We start from the raw sequence: 24,529 nt of genomic DNA, 5'->3' as shown, positions 1-24,529 counted from the left end.
GACCCCTATGGCCTATCAGATTGATGCCTGGCTGGAACGCAAGGACCCGGAACTGAGAGTGACATTGCGCAATACCGGTGTGGTACTGCTGCACTGGCACAGTGAAGAGCTGCAACCGATGCTGGATGCGGGGCTGATTAACCCAGAGGACTTCTGCTGCTGTCAGGGCAGGGAGAAGGAGCTGGTGAGAGAGCTGTTTCTGCTGGCGTGCATGGAAGAGAGCGGCTGCAGCCGCTGCGTGGGTAGCAACGGGAAGAAGCACGGAGCCCTTCCCGTTGCTACCCGCGGTCTGTCGCGGAATGCGCTCAGTCGCGGAAGTTATTGAACTGTAGCGGCAGCTCGATATCTGCCTCGCGCAGCAGTGCCATCGCCTGCTGCAGGTCATCACGTTTCTTACCGGTCACGCGGACCTTTTCGCCCTGAATCTGTGACTGCACCTTCAACTTGCTCTCTTTGATGGTCTTGGTGATCTTCTTCGCCAGGGTCTGATCAAGCCCCTGCCGCAGGGTCACCTGCTGGGTCGCTTTGACGCCACTGACATCCGGGTCCTTCACTTCCATGCACTTGGTGTCGATCTTGCGGCTGGTCAGTTTGGCACGCAGAACATCAAGCATCTGCTGCAGCTGGAAATCCACTTCGGCCGTCAGTGTGACGGTTTCGTCCTGAAACTCGAAGCTGGCGCTAACACCCTTAAAATCATAACGACTCTGAATTTCGCGGTTGGCCTGATCCACCGCATTGGTCACTTCATGCATATCCAGTTCGGATACGATATCGAACGAGGGCATTTCCTACTCTCCTGAATTCAGACAACCGGAAGCGGTCGGCAAAAATCCAGATCCGCTTCCATCTTACTTTCTGTTATTGAAGCCACACCGCTATCATAGCGCTTTGCTTTGTCAGCAAGGGAGAATCACGATGCACTGGCATATTCTGGGCGCCGGCGCCCTGGGGTGCCTGTTCGCAGCACGCCTTCGGGAGGCCGGTATAGAGACCAGCCTGGTGTTACGCTCAGCGGAACGCCTGGAACAGCTAGTGGCAAAGAGCAGCCATATCACTGTCCATGACAGTGCCGGTGATCGGGATCTGCCCGTGTCGGGCGATCTGATCGATGGCGCAGGCAGCATAAGCCATCTGCTGGTAACCACCAAAGCCTACGACACCGACAGGGCGCTGGCATCGGTCAAACACCGGCTGACGCCCGGAGCGCAAATCCTACTGCTTCAGAACGGTTGTGGCCACCAGCAGGCGATCGCCCGCCGGTTTTCCGGGCAGCCGGTCTGGGCCGGTATCACCACCTCGGGCGCGCGCCGGATCTCCCCGTTCGAAATCCTGGTCTCCGGCGAGGGTGAGACACGCATCGGACCACTGAACCCTCTGGCCACTGAGCGGGGCGCCCTGCCCGACGGCTGGCAGGCACTCAGGCCACCGGCCATCGCCGTGGAGATTGAGCAGGCGCTCTGGCAGAAACTTACCATCAACGCCGCGATCAACCCGCTCACCGCGCTGCTTGGGTGTGCCAATGGTGAACTGATCAGCGACGAGCACTTGCCGAGACTGACGGCGCTGTGCCATGAAATCGAAACCGTCGCCAGCGCCTGCCATCAGCCGCTGTTTGAGACTCCGCTGATCGATCAGGTAATCCGCGTGGCAAGGGATACGGCAGCAAACCGCTCCTCCATGCTGGAGGATATCAGCGCAGGCCGGCCTACCGAGATCGAGCAGATTACCGGCTTTCTGTGCCGTGAAGCCGAGGCGGCCGGTATAACGGCACCACTGAACAGGGAACTGCTAGATGCGGTAACCTACAAGCAGGCGATCACATAGAAGAGGAAGTCGTGTGTCAAAAACCAAGAAGATGAAACGTGCCGAGTACGAAAGCCTGAAACTGGAGCTGCAGATCGAGCTGCTCAAGATGCAGAGCTGGGTCCGCACCAGCGGCGAAAAGGTCCTTATTCTGTTTGAAGGCCGGGATGCCGCCGGCAAGGGCGGCACCATCAAACGTTTCATGGAGCACCTCAACCCGCGAAGCGCACGGGTTATCGCGCTGGAAAAGCCCAACGAGCGTGAAAAGGGACAATGGTATTATCAGCGCTACATCAAGCACCTGCCGGCGGCAGGAGAGATAGTGCTGTTCGACCGCTCCTGGTACAACCGTGCCGGCGTCGAGCGGGTGATGGATTTCTGCACACCGTCCGAATACCTGGAGTTCATGCGTGAAACGCCTGAGCTGGAGAAGATGCTGGTGCGCAGCGGCATTCGCCTGTTCAAGCTCTGGTTCGAAGTGAGTCGGGACGAACAGTTCCACCGCTTTCAGTCCCGTCGTACCGATCCGCTGAAGCACTGGAAACTCTCGCCCATCGATATGGCCTCGCTGGACAAGTGGCATGACTACACCGAAGCCAAGGAGGCGATGTTCCGGCAGACAGACACCCCGGACGCGCCCTGGACGCTGATCCACTCGGACGACAAGAAACGTTCCCGCATCAATGCGATGCGTTTTATTCTTGCCAGCCTGCCCTACCCCGACCGCAACCCGGATATCCAGCTGCAGCCGGACCCGGAGATCGTTCTGCCGGCGCGCACCCTGCTGAAGTGATCTGACACCAGCGTCCGGGGCTAGAATAGGATGACACAACAACACCCGCTGGAGCGTATACATGGGTAACCGACTGACCCGCCTTTACACCCGCACGGGCGACAAGGGCACCACCGGACTGGCCAACGGCAACCGTGTTGCCAAAACGCACCCGCGTATCGAAGCGCTGGGCGACGTAGACGAACTCAACTCGCTGCTGGGGCTGCTGGCTGCAGAGCTCTCGGCCGGCGACTCACTGCAGCCGGACCTGATGCAGATTCAAAACGACCTGTTCGATCTCGGCGGTGAGCTGGCGGTGGCCGACGCCCAGTACACCGCCATCGATGCCGCGTGCCTCGAAACGCTTGAGGAGAAGGTGGATCATCTGAATGAAACCCTGCCGCCGCTGAAAGAGTTCATTCTGCCCGGCGGCAACCGGGCCGCGGCCCAGGCGCATCTGGCGCGCAGTGTATGCCGACGTGCGGAACGCCGTATGGTGGAACTTGCCGGCAAGGATACAGTCAATCCTTTGTCCGTCGCTTATCTGAACCGCCTGTCCGATCTACTGTTCGTCTACGCCCGCATTCTGGCGCGACGCAATGACGGTAATGAGGTGCTCTGGCGTCCCAGACAGGCCCGGAAGACAGACAATCAAGAGACCGATAGCGATGATGTTTAAATACCTGCTCACCGCCCTGTCACTCGGCCTCCTGGCGCCCGTTACGGCCCAGGCGGACTGCGCGTTTGACCAGACGCTCTGCGAAGCCCGCTGCAGCATCAACCACTTCAATGACAATGCCGCACGGCTCGGCTGCGAATCACGCTGCATGGCCGAGCGGGCCGCCTGCAGTACAGAAGCCGGTGCCAAGAAAGCGCTGGAGATGGGCAAGGAGGCCTGGGACGATACCGGCTCCTTCGTCGAGGGATTTACCGGCAACAGTGATGAGGAAAAGGTGGACAAGGATAATCCTTGAGCCAGGAAGAACCCTTGCTCCCCTGCCCCCTGATCCCCTAATTGGTGCTGCGCTGGCGCAGTTCCAGCGCCAGCCGGGCCTGCATCAGAAACTGGTTAAACACGCGGAACGCCTCTTCATCCAGGGGTGCACCCGCCGCCGTGTTGTCGGCGTAAAACAGTCCCACCGGCCGGTCATCGATGCGCAGCGGGCCGGCGATAAAGCCTTTGGGCGCAAGAGTCCTGGCCAACTCGGCCGGTAAGCGCTCGGCCCACCCCTTTTCGGCACAGTCTTCGACCAGCAGCGTACTGCCCCGCTCCGTCAGGCGGATAAACAGCTGCCCCACCGGCTTGGACAGGTCCAGCTGCAGCTGATCCATCAACTTGTCGTCATCCTTGCCGCGCACCACCCGGGCGGAGAGCCGGCGGCGATCCTTGCTCAGCAGGCAGAATGCCACCCGCTGCAGACCCGCACAGCGGGCGATCGCTTCGACAGCGGCCTCAATCACCGCAGTGGTCGATGCGCCGGTACTAAGCAGGTGGTTCATTTTCGCCAGGTAATCGAGCTGCAGCTGGCTTTGATTCACCCGCGTTGACTCGTTTTTCTCCACGTTCTCCGACACCCCTGCCGACTCGACACGGGAGCTGATATAAAACGCCAGTTTGCGCGACAACTCATCAAGATCGCTGTTGCCGCTGCCCTTGAACGGCGGCTTCAGGGCGCCCGGGTTGAGCCCGTAATCGACGCTGAGATCGCATACCTGGCGAAAAGCATCACTGATCGCGGCTTCCAGTTCATCCTGGGTGAGCCCGGTGTTGCCCGCTATCTGCTTGATCCGCTGGGTGTAATCGAGTTCACGACCGGTGTCACGGTAATAGATCATTTCCAGCAGATCGTGACTGCCCGCCGCCAGCAGGTGATTAAGCTTGTGCGACGGCCGCAGATGCTCGGCGGTCATCGGGTCCATCGCCTCGACCACCGTCTTGGGGAAGCCCCAGCCCTGGGTCAGGTCCTGGCCGATATCACTGAAATGACCACCCAGTTCCTGCAACTGAATGCGGCTCCAGCTATGGTTGCCCAGGGCGCGCTCAGCCTGCATCTGGCGATAGCGCTCAGGCAGGGTATAGGCCACGATGATCTCGCCCAGGCGGTAAAGCAGGCCACAGATGTAACTCTGCTCGGCATCCATGGCACCGCAGCGGATGGCGACTTCGCGCGCTATGGCGGCATTCAGAAAAGCACTGATAAGCAGTTTGTCGATGCCGGTTTCCGGCTGGTCTTCACTGAAGGTTTCAATCAGCTTCAGCGTCATCGACAGGTTCTGGATGCGCTCGAAACCGATCAGCACCACCGCCCTGGAGACAACGCTGATGTTGCCATGCCCCCGGTTGTAATGCGGCGTATTGGCGATCTTAAGCAGCTTGGCTGACAAGTTGGCGTCTTTCATCACCGCCATCGCCAGCACCATCGCATCACTTTCGCGCGACGAGCTGATCTGCTGGATTCGGTTTACCGTTGCGCTGAAGATCGGCAGATCGCCGAGACTATCCAGCTGGGCATAAACCGCATTCAAAGTTTCCTGATATTTCACCGACTGCGACACCTGGGAGAGTACTTGTCATTCCGTTGCTAGCCTGAGCATTATACGGAAAGCCGGCCGCCAAGCAGCAACTTGCATCAAGCAAAGCAACTACATTTGTGCCCGCGCTGCACTGACGGCCTTGCAGAGTTCGTCCAGCCCCGACAGAAACCGCGGCGTGGCCCGGTGCAGATAATCCGCCTCCAGGCTGACCAGTTGCTGCCTGGCAACCGCGGGGATCTGTTTCCAGGAGAGCCAACGCTCGCGCCAGTTATCGCCGACTTCGTTGGTGCTGACGATGAGATCGGGCTGTGCCGCGATGACCGCCTCCATATTCAACTGGGGTATCGCTTCGGGACGTTCGGCAAAGAGGTTGTCTGCACCACAGAAAGCGATCGCTTCACCGATCAGGGTAGAGTTGCTGACGCTGAGCAGCGGATCGTCCCAGAGGAGATAAAACAGGCGCGGGCGTGGCCCCTCCGCGGGCTCAAGCTCGGCCAGGCGCCGGTGAAAGGCTGCGGCGGCCTGTTCGGCCTGTGCCTCCTGCCCGGTCAGGCGACCCAGCTGGATCAGGTTATCCGGTATATCCCGGATATGTTGCGATGACAGGCGAAACACCTCTAGCCCCATCGCTTCAAGCTTTCGCAGTTGTGCTTCCGGGTTGCCCTCCTGCCAGGCGAGGACCAGATCCGGGTTAAGACTGAGAATCGCCTCGACATTGAACTGCTGATAATCACCGACCAGCGGTAGTTTGGCGACCTGAGCAGGATAATCGGTATGCGCCACACGGCCTACAACGCGGTCAAGCGCACCGATGGCGTCCAGGTCTTCGGCAAGATTGGGGGCCAGCACAACGATCCGCTGCGCCGGCTTTTCAAGCAGCAGAGGCTGCCCCCGGGCATCGACCAGCTCGCGGGCGTGCAGGCAGGCGGCGGGCAGCCATAACAACAGCAGTATCAGAAAACGCAAACCACTCTCCCGGCAAAAGGCGCAGTATAACGCGCCCAGAGCCGGCGGCCAGCGTATCAGCTGCTCAGCTTGATCAGGGTGCGTCCTCGGACCTCGCCCCGCAGAATACGCTCGGCGTAATCCGGTACCTGCTCAAGCTCGATCTCCTGCCCCAGATCGCCCAGCAGTTCCACATCCAGATCACTCTGCAGACGCTGCCAGGCCTCTGTGCGCACCGGCACCGGACAGCTCACGGAATCCACCCCCTGCAGACGCACGTTACGCAGGATAAACGGCATCACGGTCACCGGCAGATCGTGACTTCCAGCCAGGCCGCAGGCGGTCACCGTGCCACTGTAGAGCGTTTCCGCGATCGCCCGCGCCAGCACCGTACCGCCGACCGTATCGACGACCCCGGCCCAGCGCTGCTTTTCCAGCGGACGCGGGGTTGCGGCCATCTCATCGCGGGAGCGGATCTCAGAAGCTCCGAGTTTGCGCAGATAGGCCTCTTCCGAGGTGCGACCGGTCGCAGCAACCACCTCGAAGCCACGTTTGGCCAGCAGGGCCACCGCGACACTGCCGACACCACCAGAGGCACCGGTCACCAGAACCGGCCCCTGATCCGGGGTCACGCCCCCCTTCTCCAGCCCCAGCACACAGAGCATCGCCGTCAGCCCGGCGGTACCGATCAGCATCGACGTCCGCGCGGACATGCCGCTCGGCAGGGGTACCAGCCAGTCAGCCTTTACCCGGGCCTTTTCCGCCATACCGCCCCAGTGGCGCTCCCCCACGCCCCAACCGGTCAGAATCACCTCATCCCCGGCGGAGAAACGTGCATCTGCGGAGCTGGCCACTTTACCGACAAAGTCGATGCCCGGTATCGCCGGGAATGCCGAGATGATTTTGCCCTTGCCGGTTACCGCCAGACCATCTTTGTAGTTCAACGAGGAGTAGGCCACATCGACCAGTACCTCTCCCTCCGGCAGATCGGTTTCCTCCAGTTGGCGAATCTCTGAGCGGGTCTTGCCGTCAACTTGATCGAGTACCAGCGCCTTGAACATGGAACCTCCAGTGCTTTGCATTGTGTGGCTTGGCATAACCACCTAGGGGATAAACTATAGCAGCGACTTCAGTCGCGCCCTATTTGTCTTACTTATTTACAAATAAGAATCCAACACCTCCCACCTATTTGTCAAACAAATTAACAATAGAAGATCTTTGTGAAATAATCGCTCAGAGAATCTGCCCCAAACCCTCAGGAATCTATTTTGGAATTCAGCCCCGTCAGCCAGCAGAATCTGCCACGCCAGATCGCCGATCAGATACGCCAGGCCATTACCGAAGGCACCCTCGGCGCCGATGAGCGCCTGCCCACCGAAGATGAGCTGGCCAAACGCTTCGGGGTTTCCCGCCCCACCATCCGCGAGGCCTTGAAACGCCTGGCCGCACAGAACCTGATCCGGTCCCGCCGCGGCCCCACCGGCGGCACCTTTATCAATCGCCCTGACCTTGCGGAACTGGGCGAAAACCTGGCCAGCTCCACACGCCTCCTGGTCGGGCTTGATACGCTGTCACCGGAGGAAGTGATCCAGTGCCGGCTTGAACTGGAACAGCTGTGCGCAGGACTGGCGGCACGCTCACGGGACGAAACCCACCTCGCTCAGCTCGAAACCGCCCTGGCCGACCAGAAACGATTTATCGATCTGCCTGAACAATTCTGTCAGGCCGATGTCTGTTTTCATCGGGCACTGGTGGATGCCAGTGGCAACGGGCTGCTCAAGCTGCTGATGTATGCAGTCATCGAGGGACTGCAGCCGGTGAGCAACATGATTGTGTTTCGTTACCCGGAACGGGATCTGATTATCGATCAGCACGAAGCGCTGATCGAAGCCATCCGCGCCGGTGACGAAGCCGGCGCCCGCGAACAGATCGCGCGCCAGGTTGAGACACTCTCGGTGCAGATGAGTCGGGCCCGCGACGAAAGTCGCCGCTCGCGGGCATAGGCAGGACTGCGACTTTGCCTTATTCTAGAAATCAGTTGGTAACAATCAGTAAGGAGAAGTTGTGGAAGCAAGTAACGCTTGGACCCTCGCCCTGGCGGGCGTAGCCATCGGTCTTGTTATCGGATACCTGCTTGGTCGGGCCGGCCGCGGTAACCAGGAGGCCATGAGAAAGGAACTGGACGGCGCTCACGCGGAACTCGCCCGCTACAAGGAGCAGGTCACAGAGCACTTCGAAACCACAGCAGACCTGGTTAACGGGTTGACCGAGCAGTACCGTCAAGTACACCAGCACCTGGCTGCCGGCGCCCAGACGCTCTGCAACGACCAGCGCCCGGGTGAAGCACTGCAGGCCTCGCTGCAGCCCCGCATCAGCAGCCAGGATATCCCCACGGTGACCGATGCGGTGGAAAACGAGGATGCCGAGGAGCAGCCTCAGCCGCCGCGCGACTACGCACCGAAAACGGCGGACCAGGAAGGCACGCTCTCCGACACCTACGGCATCAAGCGCAACGCTGAAGAAAACGATGACGAGGTGCAGGCACCGGCCGATCCCTCGACCCCATCAGAGGACGAGGAGCCGAGAAAAGAAGAGAAGCAGCACTAACCGACTGCTTCCCTTCTGCCACTGACGCGTCAGACCGGGTTATCGATATCCACAAAGCGATGTTCCAGCCCGAAATGGCGCGCCAGGTGCTCTCCCAGCGCCTGCACCCCGTAACGCTCGGTGGCGTGATGCCCGGCAGCGATATAGTGGATACCCGCCTCGCGGGCAAAATGCACCACCGGCTCTGAAATCTCCCCGGTCAGAAAGGCGTCAGCACCCAGCGCCTGTGCCTGCTCTACCATGCGGTCGGCCGACCCGGTACACCAGGCGATATGATGAATCGGCCGCTGACCGCCGCTGATGGTCTGCGGCGTGCGCCCCAAAACTTTTTCTATCCTTGCAGCCATCTCGTCCAGAGTCAGCGGTTTGTCCAAAACGCCCAGGTTGCCGACACTGAGCGGATTGCCAGGCTCAAGCCCCGACTGAATCTCGATCCCCAGCAACCGTCCCAGCCGTGCATTGTTGCCATATTCCGGATGCGCATCGAGCGGTAGGTGATAGGCCAGCAGGTTGATATCGGCACTGAGCAGGGTTTTCAGCCGCTTGCGCTTGATACCGGTGACCGGGCCCGGCTCCCCTTTCCAGAAATAGCCGTGGTGTACCAGTACCAGGTCCGCCTCCCAGGCAACGGCCTCATCCAGCAGCGCCTGGCAGGCCGTGACACCGGTCAGAATCCGTTTAACCTGAGGACGCCCCTCAACCTGCAGCCCGTTGGGGCAATAGTCCCGGAACTTATCCGTCTGCAACACCTGATCGCAGTACTCGACCAGATGCGCTCTGGCCACACCTTTTGTTTCAGTCATGATGTTTCCCATTTATCCGCAACTATCCGTATAATCTCGGGAGGCTGTGAACACGTCCATGGCACCCCGTTGCATTATATTGTTGGCTTTATAACGCGCTTCCACTCTTTTTTGATTTTACTTTATGCGCATACTCTCATTTCTCGGCTGGCCGATTCTGACCGGCATACTGGCGGCCATTCTGATTCTTCAGCTCAAGCCGGAACTGCTCGGCAGCGGCGGCCCCAAAGTGGAGATTCGTCAGGCCGATGGCAATCCGGCGAGCCTGAGCGGCCCGTTCAGCTATGCTGATGCAGTGGACCAGGCGGCCCCCGCCGTCGTCAATATCTACACCCGAACCCGGGTCACTGACGGCGAAAAACCCCAGGATGATAACTCCATCTACCGCCACTATTTCAACGCTGACGAGCCACCGGCACAAGAGCAGATCCACGCCAGCCTGGGTTCAGGCGTCATCATCAACGCCCAGGGCTACGTGGTGACCAACAATCACGTGATCGCCGGCGCCGATTCTATCATCGTGGCACTGCGTGACGGCCGTGAGGCGGTCGCCAAGATCGTCGGTACCGATCCCCCCACCGACATCGCGGTGTTGAAAATCAACCTGCCCGACCTGCCCAACATTACCCTTGCCCCCAGCAGCAATATTCGTGTCGGCGATGTGGTTCTGGCGATTGGCAACCCCTTTGGCGTGGGCCAGGCCGTGACCCAGGGCATCATCAGCGCCACAGATCGCAACAGCCTCGGCTTGAACACCTATGAAGATTTCATCCAGACCGACGCTGCCATCAACCCCGGCAACTCCGGTGGCGCGCTGATCGACCCCGCCGGTAACCTGGTCGGGATCAATACTGCGATTTTCAGCAAGTCCGGTGGCTCGGAAGGTATCGGCTTTGCGATCCCCACCGATCTGGTCACCCAGGTACTCCAGGACCTGATTGAACAGGGACGCGTGGTCCGTGGCTGGGTGGGCGTTGAGGCCCAGGCGTTGAACCCGCGCCTGGCGGAGTCTTTCGGATTGGACCCGAACCAGCACGGGCTGATTATTGCTGGTATCTACCGCGACAGTCCGGCCCATGAAGCGGGCCTTCAGCCCGGCGACATTCTGCTCGCCTTCGATGAAAAGCCGATCACCGATGCCGGTCACAGCACCATGAACGCCATCGCCCGACTGAAGCCCGGCGAGAAAGCGCGTTTCACCATCTACCGGGATGGCCAACAGATGGACGTGGTGATCACCACCGTAGAACGCCCTGCTGATGTCAATTGATCCTGGGCACTTACAGACAGATAACAAAAAGCACGCTCTCTGGCGTGCTTTTTTCTGGCTGCCGAACGCCTAAACATCAGGACTTTATGCGGTATTCCGCTGAACGTGCGTGAGCAGTCAGACCTTCGCCACGCGCCAGCACCGAAGCGACCTTGCCCATTTCGGAAGCACCCTCGTCGGAGAACATGATCAGCGACGAACGCTTCTGGAAGTCATACACCCCCAGTGGCGAAGAGAAGCGCGCAGTGCCGGAGGTCGGCAGTACGTGGTTCGGGCCGGCGCAGTAATCACCCAGGGCTTCCGCCGTGTAACGCCCCATGAAAATCGCGCCGGCGTGGCGGATCTCCTTGAGCAGCGCTTCCGGGTCGGCCACGGAGAGTTCCAGGTGCTCCGGCGCTACACGGTTGTTGATACGGGCGGCGTCGGAGAGATCCTGCGCCTTGATCAGGATCGCACGATTACCCAGCGACTGCCGGATGATCTCCTCACGCTCCATGGTAGGCAGCAGTTTCTCGATACTGGCTTTGACCTGCTCGATGAACTCGGCATCGGGGCTGACCAGAATCGACTGGGCATCTTCGTCATGTTCAGCCTGGCTGAACAGGTCCATCGCCACCCAGTCCGGGTCGGTATCGCCATCGCAGATCACCAGAATCTCGGACGGGCCGGCGATCATATCGATACCGACAGCACCGAACACGGCACGTTTGGCGGTGGCAACAAAGATGTTGCCGGGACCGACGATCTTGTCGACTCGGGGCACAGTCTCGGTACCGTAGGCCAGCGCCGCCACGGCCTGGGCGCCACCGACGGTAAATACGCGGCTGACACCGGCAACGGCAGCGGCGGCCAGTACCAGCTCGTTGACCACGCCGTCCGGCGTCGGCACGACCATGATAATCTCTTCAACACCGGCCACGTGGGCCGGCAGCGCGTTCATCAGAACGGATGAGGGGTAAGCCGCCTTGCCACCGGGCACATACAGACCGACACGGTCCATCGGTGTCACCTGCTGGCCCAGCATGGTGCCGTCGGCTTCGGTGTACTGCCAGGAGCCGGCGAGCTGTTTCTCGTGGTAGGCACGAACGCGCTCTGCCGCTTTTTCCAGCGCCAGACGCTGCTCTGCCGGCAGACCCTCCAGCGCCTGCTGCAGACGCTCCTGGCCCATTTCCAGCTCGGCCATGGATGCAACGCTCATGCGATCGAAGCGGTTGGTGTACTCCACCAGTGCGGCATCACCCTCGGCCCGGATACGACCAATAATCTCGTTAACGGTCTGGTTTACACCGGCATCTGAGACGCTTTCCCAGGCCAGCATCTTGTCCAGACGGGCTTCGAAGCCGGCCTGCTGACTGTCAAGGCAGGTGATCTCTATGTTACTCATGCGCTTTTCTCCTCACGCTTGGCCTCGATAGCGCCAGCCAGCTTGTCCAGCAACGGCTGGATCTGGCGGTGCTTCATTTTCATGGATGGCTGACCAACCACAAAACGGGAGCTGATATCAGCGATATGCTCCATCGGCTCCAGGCCATTGGCGCGCAGGGTGTTGCCGGTATCGACGATATCGACGATGCGATCGGCCAGGCCCATGATCGGCGCCAGCTCCATCGCCCCGTAGAGTTTGATGATGTCGACCTGAGCGCCCTGACGGGCGAAATATTCCCGGGTGACATTGACGAACTTGGTCGCAACCTTCATTCGTCCCTGCACCGGCTGGGCATCTTTCATACCGGCAACCATCAGCCTGCAGCAGGCGATTTCAAGATCCAGAGGCTCATAGAGCCCCTCGCCGCCATGCTCCATCAGCACATCCTTGCCAGCCACCCCCATATCGGCGCCGCCATATTCCACATAGGTCGGTACGTCGGTGGCACGGATCACCACCAGCTTGATATGGGGATGGTTGGTATCGAAGATCAGCTTGCGGCTGGAGAAGATATCCTCAGCCGGAACGATGTCAGCCGCCGCAAGCAACGGCAGCGTTTCCTTCAGGATGCGCCCCTTCGACAGGGCGATGGTCAGCTGTTCTTTCATTTGCCTCTTCGCTCAATCATCCCGGTACGCGACGGATTCGCGCACCAAGCAACTGGAATTTTTCTTCAATACATTCGTAACCACGATCGATGTGGTAGATCCGGTCGATCAGGGTTTCACCCTCGGCCACCAGCGCCGCGATCACCAGGCTGGCAGATGCGCGCAGGTCGGTCGCCATCACCGGCGCTCCCTGCAACTTATCCACACCCTCGATAATGGCGGTGTTACCGTCGATGGTGATATCGGCCCCCATGCGGATCATCTCCTGCATGTGCATGAAGCGGTTTTCAAAAATCGTTTCCTTGATGCGGCCGACACCCTCGGCAACCGTATTCAGCGCGGCGAACTGAGCCTGCATATCGGTCGGGAACGCCGGATACGGTGCCGTGGTCAGGCTGATCGCCTTGGGTCGACGCCCTTCCATATCGAGACTCACCCAGGTGTCCCCGGTTTCGATCCGGGCACCGGTTTCCTCAAGCTTCTGCAACACCGCGTCAAAGGTATCCGGACGCGTATTCAGGCAGGTTACCTTGCCGCCGGTGATCGCCGCGGCCACCAGGTAGGTTCCGGTCTCGATACGGTCCGCCATGACCGGGAAACTGCAGCCATGCAGTTTCTCAACGCCGCGCACTCTGATGGTGTCGGTGCCGGCACCAGATATATCGGCCCCCATGGCAATCAGGCACTCGGCCAGATCAACCACTTCCGGCTCGCGGGCGGCATTTTCGATAAGGGTTTCGCCGTCCGCCAGGGTCGCCGCCATCAGAATATTTTCGGTGCCGGTCACGGTCACGGTGTCGAAAAACACGCGGGCACCCTTCAGGCGGCCATCCATGCGCGCACGGATATAGCCGTTTTCCACCTTGATGTCGGCACCCATCGCCTCAAGACCGCGGATATGCAGGTCGACCGGCCGGCTGCCGATGGCACACCCGCCCGGCAGGGAGATATCCGCACTGCCGTAACGTGCCAGCAGCGGCCCGAGCACCAGGATAGATGCACGCATCGTTTTTACGAGATCATAGGGCGCACAGAAATCGTTAATCGGCCTCGGATCGATCTGTACGCTCAGATTTTCGTCCAGCATCAGCTCGACGCCCATGCGGCGGATCAGCTCCAGCATGGTCGTGATGTCGTGCAGGTGGGGCAGGTTGCAGATCGTCACCGGCTCGCTGGCGAGCAGCGTGGAGGCAAGAATAGGCAGAGCTGAGTTCTTGGCACCGGAAATCCGCACTTCCCCGCGCAGGGGAACGCCACCCTCTATTATCAGTTTATCCATCAGGTGTTCCTGTATGCCGAGCGCTTACTGCTTGGCGGCCCACTGTTCGGGGGTAAAGGTCTTTATCGATACGGCGTGAATTGCGCCGCTGGCGATCTGTTCAGTCAGGCAGGCGTATACCAGCTGCTGTTTCTTGACCGGCGAGAGTCCGGCAAAACACTCGCCAACCGCCGTCACCTGAAAGTCGCAACCTTCGCCGGCGGTATGAACGGTGCATCCATCGAGCTGTTGCTCGATGATCTGTTTAACTTCTTCAGCTTGCATGCAGAACTCCGAAATGCAGAGTTTTAGATTCGTTTCAGGACAGGGGGTGAATGATACAGGTTAGGCGATGATCGGACCACCTCGCGACCCGACCTCGCCTGCCGCTGTATTAAGACAGGAGTTAACCCAGGCTATGATCGAGGCCGACCAGGTCAGCGACCGATGCCATACCCTGTGGAATGTTACGCAGACTCAGATCGAAGCCAAGGCTCTTCGCGTAGCGGCGACAGGCGAACCAGAGCGCCAGCGCCGAACTGTCAGCCCGGGATACGCCGGCAAGGTCGAGCACCCGATCGCCCTGGCCCGCCGCCAGCAGAGACTCAAGCTCGCCGCGCACGGTCATGACGCTGGAGAACAGCAGGTCGCCACTCACCGCGATCACGTTGCTATCGCGCTGCTCAACCTTCGTCACTACCACGCGCTCCATCGTTCAGCTCGGAGGATACCTGGCTTTCCCAGCTGTCGATAACGCCGGTCACGCTGTTCTCACGCTGGTAGATATCGGCAAACTGGTTCTTGAACGTCAGACGCAGGTTGACGCCATCAACCAGCACGTTCACCAGTGTCCATTGGCCATTCTGCTTCAGCATGTAGTAATCCAGGGTATAGGTGTTACCGTTGCCGGAGCTGACCTTTACGTTGATTACCTGCTTGTCCGGATCGGGACTTTCACCGCGCTGAGGCAGGATTTCGTAGCCGGTAAATTCGAAGCCGACGATCGCCTTGGCAAAGGTTTTCAGCAGGGTGTTCTTGAACACCGCGGAAAACCGAGCCAGCTCTTCTTCAGAAGCGCGGCGGTAGTACTTACCCATCACCCGCTTGGCGATGTAGGGGAAGTCGACCACCGGCGAGATCACCTTTTCAACTTCCAGCATCATGCGGTCGAGATTTTCCGGCGCCTTGAGGGTTTCATCCTCAACCACCGCCAGCATATCCCGGGTAGTGCCATCCATTACGTTGCTGGCTTCTTGCCAGCTCGGCTGCGTATTTGCCTGCGCAACGCCGGCAATGACCAGCATCGCCAAAGCCACCAGGGCGCCTTTTGCACGATTGACCATATTCATCAGTTACTTACCTCATTAAACAGGAACTTGCCGATAAGATCCTCAAGCACCAGGGCCGACTGGGTATCGGAAATCCGGTCACCATCTTTCAACGTGTCATCCTCAGCACCCGGGGTAATGCCGATGTACTGCTCACCGAGCAGACCTGAGGTCAGGATCTGTGCCGAGCTATCCGTGCTCAGAAAGTCCACGTCATCGTTAATTTTCATCTCCACCTCGGCCATCAGCATCTGGGGGTCTAAACGAATTGCCGTCACCTCCCCGATCTGAACGCCGGACATCGCCACCTTGGCACGGGGGGTCAAGCCACCGATATTATCGAAGCGGGCGAGCACGGTGTAGCCACCTCCCTGCTGAGACAGATTCAGGCCACTGATGTTCAATGCCAGAACCACCAAGGCAAAAAAACCGGCCAGCATAAGGAAGCCCACGCTGATCTCCATTGTACGCATGCGCATTGTTACAGCTCTCCAAACATTAATGCGGTCAGTAAGAAATCAAGCCCCAGTACAGCCAGGGACGAAAACACGACGGTCCTGGTTGTGGCCTGGCTGATCCCTTCAGAAGTAGGTATGCAGTCATATCCCTCAAACACGGCGATCCAGGTCACCACGAAACCGAAGACCAGCGCCTTGATAATGCCGTTGAGTACATCCGCACGAAAATCGACGGCCTGCTGCATATTGGCCCAGAAGGAGCCTTCAAAGATGCCGAGCCATTCCACCGCGACCAGCGCGCCACCCCAGACACCAACCACCGAAAAGATAATCGTCAGGATCGGCATGGAGATGAAGCCTGCCCAAAGGCGCGGCGCGATGATGCGACGCATCGGATCGACACCGATCATCTCGAAACTGGCCAGCTGCTCGGTTGCCTTCATCAGGCCGATTTCGGCAGTCAGGGCGGATCCGGCGCGCCCGGCGAACAGCAGTGCCGTCACCACCGGCGCGAGTTCACGCACCAGGCTCAGGGCAACCATCTGCCCCACCGCCTGCTCGGAACCGTAGTCGACAAGAATGGTGTATCCCTGCAGGCCAAGCACCATGCCGATAAAACCGCCGGAGACGACGATAATGATCAGCGAGAGCACGCCAACAAAGTAGAGCTGCTTGATCAACAGCGGAAACATGGTGACCGGCTCCGGTCGGGCGATAAGCGACTGCATCAGCAGCTGCCCCGCACGCCCGAACGCGGCCAGTCGCGACAGGCCGCGATGGCCCAGTGACTGAATCCAATCCAGCATCTATCAATTTTCCCGTAAGAGTTGCTGCAGATAATCCGGTGCCGGGTAATGGAAGGGAACCGGACCGTCCGGCAGCCCCTGCATGAACTGGCGCACCTGATCAGATTCCACTGCCGCCAGCTCTTCGGGGGAACCCTGGGCGATCACCCGACCATCAGCGACGATATACACGTAATCGGCAATACTCAGCGTTTCCTTGATATCGTGGGATACCACGATGCTGGTATGGCCAAGAGCCTGGTTAAGGCGACGGATCAGGTTGACCAGCACACCCATGGCGATCGGGTCCTGACCGGTGAACGGCTCATCGTACATAACGATATCCGGATCCAGCGCGATGGCGCGGGCCAAGGCTACACGGCGCGCCATACCACCTGACAACTCGCTCGGCATCAGATCGGCGGCACCACGCAGGCCCACCGCCTGAAGCTTCATCAGTACCACATCACGAATCATGTCGGCGGACAGATCGGTATGTACCCGGATCGGAAAAGCCACGTTCTCGAACACGCTCATATCGGTGAACAGGGCACCACTCTGGAACAGCATGCCCATGCGCTCACGGGCAGCGAACAGGTCACTGCGACCGAGGGTCGGGATGTTATCGCCCTCAAGAAGAATCTGCCCGGCATCGGGCTTAAGCTGCCCGCCGATCAGCTTTAACAGCGTGGTTTTACCGGTTCCCGAGGGCCCCATGATCGCGGTCACTTTACCGCGTGGAACCTGGATATCGATATTATCGAAAATAGTGCGTGAACCGCGGCTGAAGCTCAAACCGCGGATATCGATAATATTGTCGCTGAGAGGGTCCATATACCTGCCTTAGAATGTCCCGTATTCAGTTCCTTCTGGCACGTTGCGAGGACAATGCAGAATGAATCAAAGCGCAAAAATATATCACTCTGCCCCTGAAAACGAAACTTTATCCCCTCCCCGGATAGCCGGGTGTGCCCGGGACTCCCACTGTTGTAAACTCTTGCCCTCTACATCTTTCACTCCCTCAAAGAGATTGAGTTTCCCATGTCCGATTTCGACTTTCTCCGCGCGGGCAGCCGCACCATCGAACTGGAGCTGGATGCAGTCAAGAATCTGCTCAGCCATCTGGACGAACGTTTCACCCGCGCCTGCGAACTGATGCTCAACTGCAAGGGGCGCGTCATCGTTACGGGCATGGGCAAGTCGGGGCATATAGGCAACAAGATCGCGGCCACCCTGGCCAGCACCGGAACACCTTCTTTCTTTGTACACCCGGGCGAGGCAAGCCATGGTGACCTGGGCATGTTCACCCGGGACGATGTGGTGCTGGCACTGTCCAACTCCGGCGAAACCGCCGAGGTGGTGACGATCCTGCCACTGATCAAACGGATGCAGGCGCCGCTGATCAGCATCACTGCCAAACCCGAGTCGACCCTTTCCCAGGCGGCTGATGTAAGTCTGCACATACCGGTTGACCGGGAAGCCTGCCCGCTGGGACTGGCCCCGACCTCCAGCACCACGGCACAGCTGGTGCTGGGCGATGCTCTGGCGATCGCCCTGCTGGAAGCACGCGGATTCAGTGCCGAGGACTTCGCCTTTTCCCATCCCGGCGGGGCTCTGGGTCGCCGCCTGCTGCTGCTGGTCGATGACATCATGCATACCGGCAACGAAGTACCCCACGTCGATGTGGAGACCTCCATCCGCGATGCGCTGCTGGAGGTGACGCAAAAACGCCTGGGCATGACCGCGGTCACGGATACGTCCGGTGCCTTGGTTGGCATCTTCACTGACGGCGACCTGCGTCGTACGCTGGACCAGGAGGTCGACCTCAAGCAGACACCGATCGACCAGGTTATGACCGCCAACTGCACCACCATCAAAGCGGGCATTCTTGCCGCCGAAGCACTGCAGATCATGCAGAGCCGCAAGATCAACGCCCTGATCGTGGTGGATGAAAACGATCGCCCGGTGGGCGCCCTGAACATGCACGATATGCTGAAAGCGGGAGTTATCTGATGCTCGAATCTCTATCCCAGGAACAACTGGCCAAACTCAAAAAAGTCAGGCTGGTGGTATTTGATGTCGACGGCATACTCAACAGCGGTCAGCTCAACTTTCTTGCCGACGGCCGTGAAATTAAGTCGTTCAGTATCCTTGATGGCCTCGGCATCAAGCTGCTGCACAAGGGCGGCATCAAAAGCGCCATTATTACCGGACGCCGCTCACCCCAGGTCGAACTGCGCGCCGAAGCCCTGGGAATCAACTACCTGCGCCAGGGGCGGGAAGACAAGCGCATTGCGCTGGAGGAGCTTTGGCAGGAAACCGGGTTCGATGCAGAATCCACCGCTTATATCGGCGATGACCTGCCCGATCTCGGCGCCATCCGCTGTGCCGGTTTTGGCGCCACGGTACCGAATGGCCACTGGTACGTACGCGAACAGGCCGACTGGGTCAGCACCACGCCCGGGGGCCAGGGTGCAGGACGCGAGATCTGCGAACTGGTTCTCGCCGCCCAGGAGAAACTGATGCCGATCCTTGAGGAGTACCTCTGACGTGCTGACTGCGGGACGAGTGCGGCTGCTTGTTGCCCTGGCGATTCTCACGCCACTGTTGCTCTGGTGGGGTTTTGCCGGCAACAACCTGCCGCAGGAAAAGACGCTGCGCCAGGATACGGATACCAGTATCGACTTCTTCATGCGCGATGCCGAGACCCGCTACTGGGGTGAGGACGGCTCTTTTCAACGCAGCTGGACAACCCCCGAACTGCGCCACTACCCCAGGCTCAACTCCAGCAAGCTACTTGAGCCCAGCACGCTGATGCCGCAGGATAAGGGTGGGGCATACAAAATACGCGCCAACGAAGGCTGGGTGCTGGATGATCAGAGTGAGATTCAGCTTGCAGGCGATGTGGAGGTTAACCATAATCCGCTATCCGGGCCCGGCTCGGTACTGACAACCAGTACGCTCAGCGTTTACCCACCCAGGGATTATGCCGAGACAGACGCCCCCGCCACGTTGATTCGCGAAGACGAGCGCACCGAAACCACCGGTCTCGAGGTGTACTTCGACGAGCGCCGGGTTGAACTGCTTTCTAACGTAAAGGGTAGATACAATGCGCCTTAAACCGACCCTTCCTGCCGCGATCTGCAGCCTGGTATTCTGGCTGTCGGCTCCTGCCATGGCGCTTCCCGAGGATTCATCCCAGCCGATCCAGATCGGCGCCGACAGCGCCAGCATGAACGACAACACCGGCGTGACCGTGTACCGGGGCAACGTGGAAATCGAACAGGGCTCGATGAAAATTCGCGGCGACCAGGTCGAGCTTTACCGCAGCGCGGACGGCGATGTAGACCGTATCGTATCTATTGGTCGACCGGCAGAATTTGAACAAAAACCCAACGCCGATGACCCCGTCACCCATGCCTACGGTTTGCGCATGGAGTACCGGGTAAACCGGCAGGAAATCACGATCACGCAGGAAGCCCGCGTCGAACAGGGAAAAGACACATTTTCCGGCCAGCGCATTGTCTACAACATGGACAAAGCGATAGTTAACGCCTTCAGCAGCGAAAGCGGCGACCAACGGGTCAAAATGGTGATTCAGCCCAAGCAGGCTGGAGACAACCCATGATGCAGCTTGAAGCCCTCCACCTGGCCAAGAGTTACAAAAGCCGCCAGGTCGTGCGTGATGTATCGCTGCAGATCAGCAGCGGCGAGGTCGTTGGCCTTTTGGGCCCCAATGGCGCCGGCAAGACTACCTGTTTTTATATGATCGTCGGTTTGATCAAGGCGGATCACGGCCAGATTCGCATCAACCAGGACGACATTACCCGGCTACCGATGCACGGCCGGGCCCGTTCCGGTATCGGCTACCTGCCGCAGGAAGCGTCCATATTTCGCAAGCTCAGCGTTAAAGACAACCTGCTTGCCATCCTGGAAACACGCAAAGACCTGAGCAAGGCGCAGCGTGAAGCCAAGCTGGAACAGCTGCTCGAAGAGTTTCATATCACCCATCTGACACACAGCATCGGCATGTCGCTGTCAGGCGGTGAACGCCGCCGCGTGGAAATCGCACGCGCCCTGGCAACCGAGCCCCACTTCATCCTGTTGGATGAGCCGTTTGCAGGCGTAGATCCGATCTCCGTCGGGGATATCAAGCAGACGGTAAGACACCTGCAGGACAGGGGCATCGGCGTGCTGATCACAGATCACAACGTACGTGAGACGCTCGATATCTGTCAGCGCGCCTATATTGTAAGTGACGGCGGGATCCTGGCGCAGGGCAACCCGGAACAGATCCTGGCAAACCAGCAGGTACGTCAGGCTTACCTTGGCGAGCAGTTCAGGCTCTAGCAGCCTGGGGCGCCACTAACACCGACCCAGTAATGGTTTATCGCGTAGTAGTATGAAGCAATCCTTACAGCTCAAAATCGGTCAGCAACTCACCATGACGCCACAGCTGCAGCAGGCGATCCGTCTGCTTCAGCTATCGACGCTGGATCTGCAGCAGGAGATCCAGCAGGCGCTGGAGAGCAACCCGCTGCTCGAGGTCAGCGAAGAGGATAACGAACTGCCGGGCAGCGACGACGGCAATGAGAGCGATAACACCCAGGAAAAACCTGAAGCCGCCGAAAGTGGCGAATCCGAGCGCGAAGAAAGCTACGAAGATACCCCGGAAGACAGCTGGAGCGAGGATATCCCGACCGAGCTGACCACTGACAGTTCCTGGGATGACACTTACCAGACGACCCCGGCCGCCTCCGCTCCCGCGCGCGATGATGACTGGGAACCGGGCGATAACGACACCCGCGACGAGACCCTGCAGGACCACCTGATCTGGCAGCTCAACCTGACACCGATGAGCGATAACGACCGTCTGGTGGCTGAAGCGATCATCGACGGTATCGAGCCGGATGGTTATCTCACCCTGTCAGTGGAAGAGCTGATCGAGCAGTTCACCCGCCAGTACCCGGAAGACTTCATCGAGACCGAGCAGGACGAGATCGAAGCAGTCCTGCACCGTGTCCAGCAGTTCGACCCGCCCGGCGTTGCAGCCCGCGACCTGAGCGAGTGCCTGGCGATCCAGCTGCGCCAGCTGGACCCCGACACCCCGTACCTGCAGGACGCACTCAGGCTGGTCAGCGAGCACCTGCAACTGCTCGGCAACCACGACTACAAAACCCTGCTGCGGCGTATGCGGGTGAAGGAAGAGCAACTGCAGGAGATCATCCGCCTGATCCAGTCGCTGAACCCGAAACCCGGCGCGATGATCAATCCGAGCCAGTCGGAATATGTCATCCCCGACGTGGTGGTCACCAAAATCAAGGGTGAGTGGGCGGTCAACCTCAACCCCGAGGCCGCGCCGAAACTGCGGATCAACGCCCAGTATGCTGACCTGATCCGACGCGCCGACAACAGCGCCGACAACAATTTCCTCAAGAACCATCTGCAGGAGGCGCGCTGGTTCCTTAAGAGCCTGCTGAGCCGCAACGACACCCTGCTGAAGGTGGCCACAGAGATCGTTGAACGCCAGTCCGATTTTCTTGAACAGGGCGAAGAGGCGATGAAACCGATGGTGCTGCATGACATCGCCGAAGCGGTGGGCATGCATGAATCGACCATCTCGCGCGTCACCACACAAAAGTACATGCACACGCCGCGCGGCATCTTTGAGCTGAAGTATTTCTTCTCCAGCCATGTCAGCACTTCGGACGGCGGCGCAGCCTCCTCCACCGCCATCCGCGCGCTGATCAAAAAGCTGGTGTCAGCGGAAAATCCGGGCAAACCGCTCAGCGATAACAAGATCGCTCAACTGCTGGACGAACAGGGAATCAACGTCGCCAGACGCACGATTGCAAAATATCGTGAAGCGATGGCAATTCCGCCTTCTAATGAGCGGAAGCGTCTGGTTTAATTGAAGTGGAAAGCACGATAAAAAAGCGTGCATTGTGACTAGGAGAAAACGTATGCAGATCAACATCACTGGCCATCATGTCGAACTGACCGATGCCCTTAACGACTATGTTCGTACCAAGTTTGACAAACTGGAGCGCCATTTCGATAACATCACCAACACCCAGGTGACTCTGAGCGTTGAGAAGCAGCGTCAACAGGCCGAAGCCGATCTTCACCTGGCCGGCGGCCAGATTTTCGCGACGCACGAACACGATGATATGTATGCAGCCATCGACGGACTGGTGGATAAACTTGATCGCCAGATCATCAAGCACAAGGAAAAGATGAAGGCGCACAAATAAACGAAAACCGGACGCTCCTGTCAGATAATGAACTTAACTGAACTGCTGAACGAATCGCGCACTCTCTGTCACGCCGATGTCGTCAGCAAAAAAAGAGCCCTCGAACTGGCCAGCGATACTCTCGCTGGCCAGTCTGGTAATCCCCCCTCGGAAGAGATCTTTGCCGGTCTGTTGAACCGGGAACGCCTTGGCAGTACCGGTATCGGTGATGGCGTTGCGATCCCCCATTGCCGGTTGCCCGCCTGCGAAAGCGCGGTGGCACTGGTGATGACACTGGCGACGCCGATAGACTTTGACGCTATCGACAACCAGCCCGTGGACCTGCTCTGCTTCCTGCTGGTGCCCGAAGACGGCGCAGAGGAGCATCTGCAGACACTGGCGGGACTGGCCGAGCTGTTCAGCCAGCGCGACGCCAGGGAAAAGCTGCGCGGCTGTGAGACCTCCGCCGAGCTTTACTCCACCTTCATAACGCAGATGGAGAAACTGGGGGCTTAATGAAGCTTGTCGTGATCAGCGGTCGCTCCGGCTCAGGCAAAAGCACAGCCTTGCAGGCGCTCGAAGACGTTGATTTCTACTGCATCGACAACCTGCCAGCCCGTCTTCTGCCTGACCTGATCGACCAGATGCTCGGCGACCCGGAACACCCGGGACGCCTGGCCGTCAGCATCGACGCCCGCAACCTGATCAGCAACCTGCACGCCTTCCCAGAGATTATCGGCGAACTGGCAAAACGGGATGATCTCAGCTGCGAAATACTCTACCTCGATGCCGCCGAGCCCACGCTGATCAAGCGATACAGCGCCACCCGGCGCAAACACCCGCTATCCACCAACCAGGCGGGTCTTCAGGAGGCGATAAGTTACGAGCGGGAGCTGCTAGAGCCGATCGCCAGCCTGGCCGATATTCGCGTCGACACCACCCGGCTGACCCTCTACGAGCTGCGCGACACCATCAAGCTGCGCATCGCCCAGAGAAGCGAGCAGAGCCTTTCGGTTCAGTTCGAATCCTTCGGTTTCAAACACGGCGTACCTCTGGATGTGGACTTCACCTTCGACGTGCGCATGTTGCCCAACCCGTACTGGATTCCGGAGCTGCGCCAGTTCACCGGGCGCGACCAGCCGGTTATCGAGTTCCTCGAAGAGTCGGCGGATGTCTATGCCATGGTCGACGATATTCGCGATTTCCTCGAGCGCTGGATCCCCTCCTTCCGGCAGAACAACCGCAGTTATATTACGATCGGTATCGGCTGTACCGGTGGCCAGCATCGTTCGGTCTACATCGCCGAGCACCTGGCTGGCCATTTCAGTGAACTTATGGATAATGTTCACGTCCGTCACCGCGAACTGACCTGATCGCCGCCCGTTACCAGGAACCCCGATGATCGAAAAACAGTTAAAAATCATTAACAAGCTCGGTCTGCACGCGCGGGCTGCTGCCAAGCTGATCAACACCACCGGGCACTTTTCCAGCGAGATCAAAATCGACAAAGACGGCCGGCAGGTGGACGGAAAAAGCATTATGGCCGTGATGATGCTCGCCGCTTCCAAGGGAACCGACCTGACTTTTCGGGTGGCCGGTGAAGATGAAGTGGAAGCGATGGCCGCCATTGAAACCCTGATCAACAACCGCTTCGACGAGCCCGAGTAGATCCACCTCCGCGCCGCTATACTTCTC

General features: G+C 59.2%; 32 protein-coding genes. 18 read left to right on the top strand and 14 right to left on the bottom strand.

Going from position 1 to position 24,529, the window contains the following annotated elements:
- Window positions 1-7: 7 nt before the first annotated feature.
- Window positions 8-325 (top strand): PA4570 family protein, encoded by a 318-nt coding sequence (locus ACQUQP_RS06455; RefSeq protein ID WP_432697981.1) that lies wholly within the window; start codon window positions 8-10, stop codon window positions 323-325.
- Here the strand turns inward: ACQUQP_RS06455 and ACQUQP_RS06450 are convergent.
- A complete protein-coding gene (locus ACQUQP_RS06450) occupies window positions 306-788 on the bottom strand; it encodes a YajQ family cyclic di-GMP-binding protein (RefSeq protein ID WP_432697980.1) in 483 nt (160 codons plus the stop codon). The two genes, ACQUQP_RS06455 and ACQUQP_RS06450, sit on opposite strands and share 20 nt — an antisense overlap.
- A 130-nt stretch (window positions 789-918) precedes the next feature.
- Between ACQUQP_RS06450 and ACQUQP_RS06445 the strand changes: the two genes are divergently transcribed.
- From ACQUQP_RS06445 to ACQUQP_RS06430, 4 genes are all read left to right on the top strand, one after another.
- Window positions 919-1,827 carry a ketopantoate reductase family protein gene (locus ACQUQP_RS06445; protein WP_432697979.1) on the top strand — a complete coding sequence of 303 codons (909 nt, stop codon included), beginning with the start codon at window positions 919-921 and terminating at the stop codon, window positions 1,825-1,827.
- A gap of 13 nt (window positions 1,828-1,840) precedes the next feature.
- The gene (gene ppk2, locus ACQUQP_RS06440) at window positions 1,841-2,599 is read left to right on the top strand and encodes a polyphosphate kinase 2 (protein WP_432697978.1); all 759 of its coding nucleotides are present in this window, start codon (window positions 1,841-1,843) and stop codon (window positions 2,597-2,599) included.
- A 61-nt stretch (window positions 2,600-2,660) separates the two neighbouring features.
- Entirely contained in the window at window positions 2,661-3,257 is a 597-nt protein-coding gene (locus tag ACQUQP_RS06435) for a cob(I)yrinic acid a,c-diamide adenosyltransferase (RefSeq protein ID WP_432697977.1), read from the top strand.
- Window positions 3,247-3,552 (top strand): hypothetical protein, encoded by a 306-nt coding sequence (locus tag ACQUQP_RS06430; RefSeq protein WP_432697976.1) that lies wholly within the window; start codon window positions 3,247-3,249, stop codon window positions 3,550-3,552. The genes ACQUQP_RS06435 and ACQUQP_RS06430 overlap by 11 nt, the downstream gene beginning before the upstream one ends.
- A 37-nt stretch (window positions 3,553-3,589) precedes the next feature.
- On the opposite strand, the gene ACQUQP_RS06425 is transcribed toward ACQUQP_RS06430, so the two are convergent.
- The 3 genes from ACQUQP_RS06425 to ACQUQP_RS06415 form a co-directional block, all read right to left on the bottom strand.
- Window positions 3,590-5,122: an HDOD domain-containing protein gene (locus tag ACQUQP_RS06425; RefSeq protein WP_432697975.1), complete on the bottom strand. Its 1,533-nt coding sequence runs from the start codon at window positions 5,120-5,122 to the stop codon at window positions 3,590-3,592.
- Between the two features lie 99 nt (window positions 5,123-5,221).
- On the bottom strand, window positions 5,222-6,079 hold the full coding sequence (locus ACQUQP_RS06420; RefSeq protein ID WP_432697974.1) for a cobalamin-binding protein: 858 nt from the start codon (window positions 6,077-6,079) through the stop codon (window positions 5,222-5,224).
- A 56-nt stretch (window positions 6,080-6,135) separates the two neighbouring features.
- On the bottom strand, window positions 6,136-7,140 hold the full coding sequence (locus ACQUQP_RS06415) for an MDR family oxidoreductase (protein ID WP_432697973.1): 1,005 nt from the start codon (window positions 7,138-7,140) through the stop codon (window positions 6,136-6,138).
- A gap of 186 nt (window positions 7,141-7,326) precedes the next feature.
- On the opposite strand from ACQUQP_RS06415, the gene ACQUQP_RS06410 reads away from it, so the two are divergent.
- Together ACQUQP_RS06410 and ACQUQP_RS06405 are read left to right on the top strand one after the other, a co-directional pair.
- Entirely contained in the window at window positions 7,327-8,061 is a 735-nt protein-coding gene (locus tag ACQUQP_RS06410; protein WP_432697972.1) for a FadR/GntR family transcriptional regulator, read from the top strand.
- 61 nt (window positions 8,062-8,122) lie between these two features.
- Window positions 8,123-8,665 (top strand): YhcB family protein, encoded by a 543-nt coding sequence (locus ACQUQP_RS06405; RefSeq protein ID WP_432697971.1) that lies wholly within the window; start codon window positions 8,123-8,125, stop codon window positions 8,663-8,665.
- A gap of 29 nt (window positions 8,666-8,694) precedes the next feature.
- On the opposite strand, the gene ACQUQP_RS06400 is transcribed toward ACQUQP_RS06405, so the two are convergent.
- Entirely contained in the window at window positions 8,695-9,468 is a 774-nt protein-coding gene (locus ACQUQP_RS06400; RefSeq protein WP_432697970.1) for a Nif3-like dinuclear metal center hexameric protein, read from the bottom strand.
- Window positions 9,469-9,592: 124 nt separating this feature from the next.
- Between ACQUQP_RS06400 and ACQUQP_RS06395 the strand changes: the two genes are divergently transcribed.
- Window positions 9,593-10,738, top strand: a complete 1,146-nt coding sequence (locus ACQUQP_RS06395; protein ID WP_432697969.1) for a S1C family serine protease — start codon at window positions 9,593-9,595, stop codon at window positions 10,736-10,738.
- A 76-nt stretch (window positions 10,739-10,814) separates the two neighbouring features.
- Here the strand turns inward: ACQUQP_RS06395 and hisD are convergent, their stop codons facing one another.
- The 9 genes from hisD to mlaF all read right to left on the bottom strand — a co-directional run bounded on the left by hisD (window position 10,815) and on the right by mlaF (window position 17,435).
- Entirely contained in the window at window positions 10,815-12,122 is a 1,308-nt protein-coding gene (hisD, locus tag ACQUQP_RS06390; RefSeq protein WP_432697968.1) for a histidinol dehydrogenase, read from the bottom strand.
- Complete coding sequence (hisG, locus tag ACQUQP_RS06385) at window positions 12,119-12,772, bottom strand: ATP phosphoribosyltransferase (RefSeq protein WP_432697967.1); 654 nt, start codon at window positions 12,770-12,772, stop codon at window positions 12,119-12,121. Before hisG ends, hisD begins: the two co-directional genes overlap by 4 nt.
- A gap of 16 nt (window positions 12,773-12,788) precedes the next feature.
- Window positions 12,789-14,051: a UDP-N-acetylglucosamine 1-carboxyvinyltransferase gene (murA, locus tag ACQUQP_RS06380; RefSeq protein WP_432697966.1), complete on the bottom strand. Its 1,263-nt coding sequence runs from the start codon at window positions 14,049-14,051 to the stop codon at window positions 12,789-12,791.
- 24 nt (window positions 14,052-14,075) lie between these two features.
- Complete coding sequence (locus ACQUQP_RS06375) at window positions 14,076-14,315, bottom strand: BolA family protein (protein WP_432697965.1); 240 nt, start codon at window positions 14,313-14,315, stop codon at window positions 14,076-14,078.
- 121 nt (window positions 14,316-14,436) lie between these two features.
- The gene (locus tag ACQUQP_RS06370) at window positions 14,437-14,727 is read right to left on the bottom strand and encodes an STAS domain-containing protein (RefSeq protein ID WP_432697964.1); all 291 of its coding nucleotides are present in this window, start codon (window positions 14,725-14,727) and stop codon (window positions 14,437-14,439) included.
- Window positions 14,714-15,379: an MlaC/ttg2D family ABC transporter substrate-binding protein gene (locus ACQUQP_RS06365; protein ID WP_432697963.1), complete on the bottom strand. Its 666-nt coding sequence runs from the start codon at window positions 15,377-15,379 to the stop codon at window positions 14,714-14,716. The genes ACQUQP_RS06370 and ACQUQP_RS06365 overlap by 14 nt, the downstream gene beginning before the upstream one ends.
- A complete protein-coding gene (gene mlaD / locus ACQUQP_RS06360; RefSeq protein ID WP_432697962.1) occupies window positions 15,379-15,837 on the bottom strand; it encodes an outer membrane lipid asymmetry maintenance protein MlaD in 459 nt (152 codons plus the stop codon). Before mlaD ends, ACQUQP_RS06365 begins: the two co-directional genes overlap by 1 nt.
- A 2-nt stretch (window positions 15,838-15,839) precedes the next feature.
- Complete coding sequence (gene mlaE / locus ACQUQP_RS06355) at window positions 15,840-16,622, bottom strand: lipid asymmetry maintenance ABC transporter permease subunit MlaE (RefSeq protein ID WP_432697961.1); 783 nt, start codon at window positions 16,620-16,622, stop codon at window positions 15,840-15,842.
- Window positions 16,623-16,625: 3 nt separating this feature from the next.
- Window positions 16,626-17,435 carry a phospholipid ABC transporter ATP-binding protein MlaF gene (gene mlaF / locus ACQUQP_RS06350; protein ID WP_432697960.1) on the bottom strand — a complete coding sequence of 270 codons (810 nt, stop codon included), beginning with the start codon at window positions 17,433-17,435 and terminating at the stop codon, window positions 16,626-16,628.
- A 207-nt stretch (window positions 17,436-17,642) separates the two neighbouring features.
- On the opposite strand from mlaF, the gene ACQUQP_RS06345 reads away from it, so the two are divergent.
- Genes ACQUQP_RS06345 through ACQUQP_RS06300 form a run of 10 tightly spaced genes read left to right on the top strand, consistent with a single transcriptional unit; the run spans window position 17,643 to window position 24,502 of the window.
- Window positions 17,643-18,614 (top strand): KpsF/GutQ family sugar-phosphate isomerase, encoded by a 972-nt coding sequence (locus ACQUQP_RS06345; protein ID WP_432697959.1) that lies wholly within the window; start codon window positions 17,643-17,645, stop codon window positions 18,612-18,614.
- The gene (locus tag ACQUQP_RS06340; RefSeq protein ID WP_432697958.1) at window positions 18,614-19,150 is read left to right on the top strand and encodes a KdsC family phosphatase; all 537 of its coding nucleotides are present in this window, start codon (window positions 18,614-18,616) and stop codon (window positions 19,148-19,150) included. Before ACQUQP_RS06345 ends, ACQUQP_RS06340 begins: the two co-directional genes overlap by 1 nt.
- 1 nt (window position 19,151) lies before the next feature.
- Complete coding sequence (lptC, locus tag ACQUQP_RS06335) at window positions 19,152-19,721, top strand: LPS export ABC transporter periplasmic protein LptC (RefSeq protein ID WP_432697957.1); 570 nt, start codon at window positions 19,152-19,154, stop codon at window positions 19,719-19,721.
- Window positions 19,711-20,229, top strand: a complete 519-nt coding sequence (lptA, locus tag ACQUQP_RS06330; RefSeq protein WP_432697956.1) for a lipopolysaccharide transport periplasmic protein LptA — start codon at window positions 19,711-19,713, stop codon at window positions 20,227-20,229. Before lptC ends, lptA begins: the two co-directional genes overlap by 11 nt.
- The gene (gene lptB, locus ACQUQP_RS06325; RefSeq protein WP_432697955.1) at window positions 20,226-20,951 is read left to right on the top strand and encodes an LPS export ABC transporter ATP-binding protein; all 726 of its coding nucleotides are present in this window, start codon (window positions 20,226-20,228) and stop codon (window positions 20,949-20,951) included. Before lptA ends, lptB begins: the two co-directional genes overlap by 4 nt.
- A 52-nt stretch (window positions 20,952-21,003) precedes the next feature.
- Window positions 21,004-22,512: an RNA polymerase factor sigma-54 gene (locus ACQUQP_RS06320; RefSeq protein ID WP_432697954.1), complete on the top strand. Its 1,509-nt coding sequence runs from the start codon at window positions 21,004-21,006 to the stop codon at window positions 22,510-22,512.
- 52 nt (window positions 22,513-22,564) lie between these two features.
- The gene (hpf, locus tag ACQUQP_RS06315) at window positions 22,565-22,855 is read left to right on the top strand and encodes a ribosome hibernation promoting factor (RefSeq protein ID WP_104003400.1); all 291 of its coding nucleotides are present in this window, start codon (window positions 22,565-22,567) and stop codon (window positions 22,853-22,855) included.
- 27 nt (window positions 22,856-22,882) lie between these two features.
- A complete protein-coding gene (locus ACQUQP_RS06310; RefSeq protein ID WP_432697953.1) occupies window positions 22,883-23,350 on the top strand; it encodes a PTS sugar transporter subunit IIA in 468 nt (155 codons plus the stop codon).
- Window positions 23,350-24,207: an RNase adapter RapZ gene (gene rapZ / locus ACQUQP_RS06305; RefSeq protein WP_432697952.1), complete on the top strand. Its 858-nt coding sequence runs from the start codon at window positions 23,350-23,352 to the stop codon at window positions 24,205-24,207. Before ACQUQP_RS06310 ends, rapZ begins: the two co-directional genes overlap by 1 nt.
- A gap of 25 nt (window positions 24,208-24,232) precedes the next feature.
- Window positions 24,233-24,502, top strand: coding sequence for an HPr family phosphocarrier protein (locus tag ACQUQP_RS06300; protein ID WP_432697951.1), 270 nt, complete (start codon window positions 24,233-24,235; stop codon window positions 24,500-24,502).
- The last annotated feature ends 27 nt before the right edge of the window (window positions 24,503-24,529 follow it).

This window comes from Marinobacterium sp. YM272, from assembly GCF_050908845.1.
Lineage (GTDB): Bacteria > Pseudomonadota > Gammaproteobacteria > Pseudomonadales > Balneatricaceae > Marinobacterium_D.
This window is presented reverse-complemented; position numbering and strand designations above follow the sequence as displayed.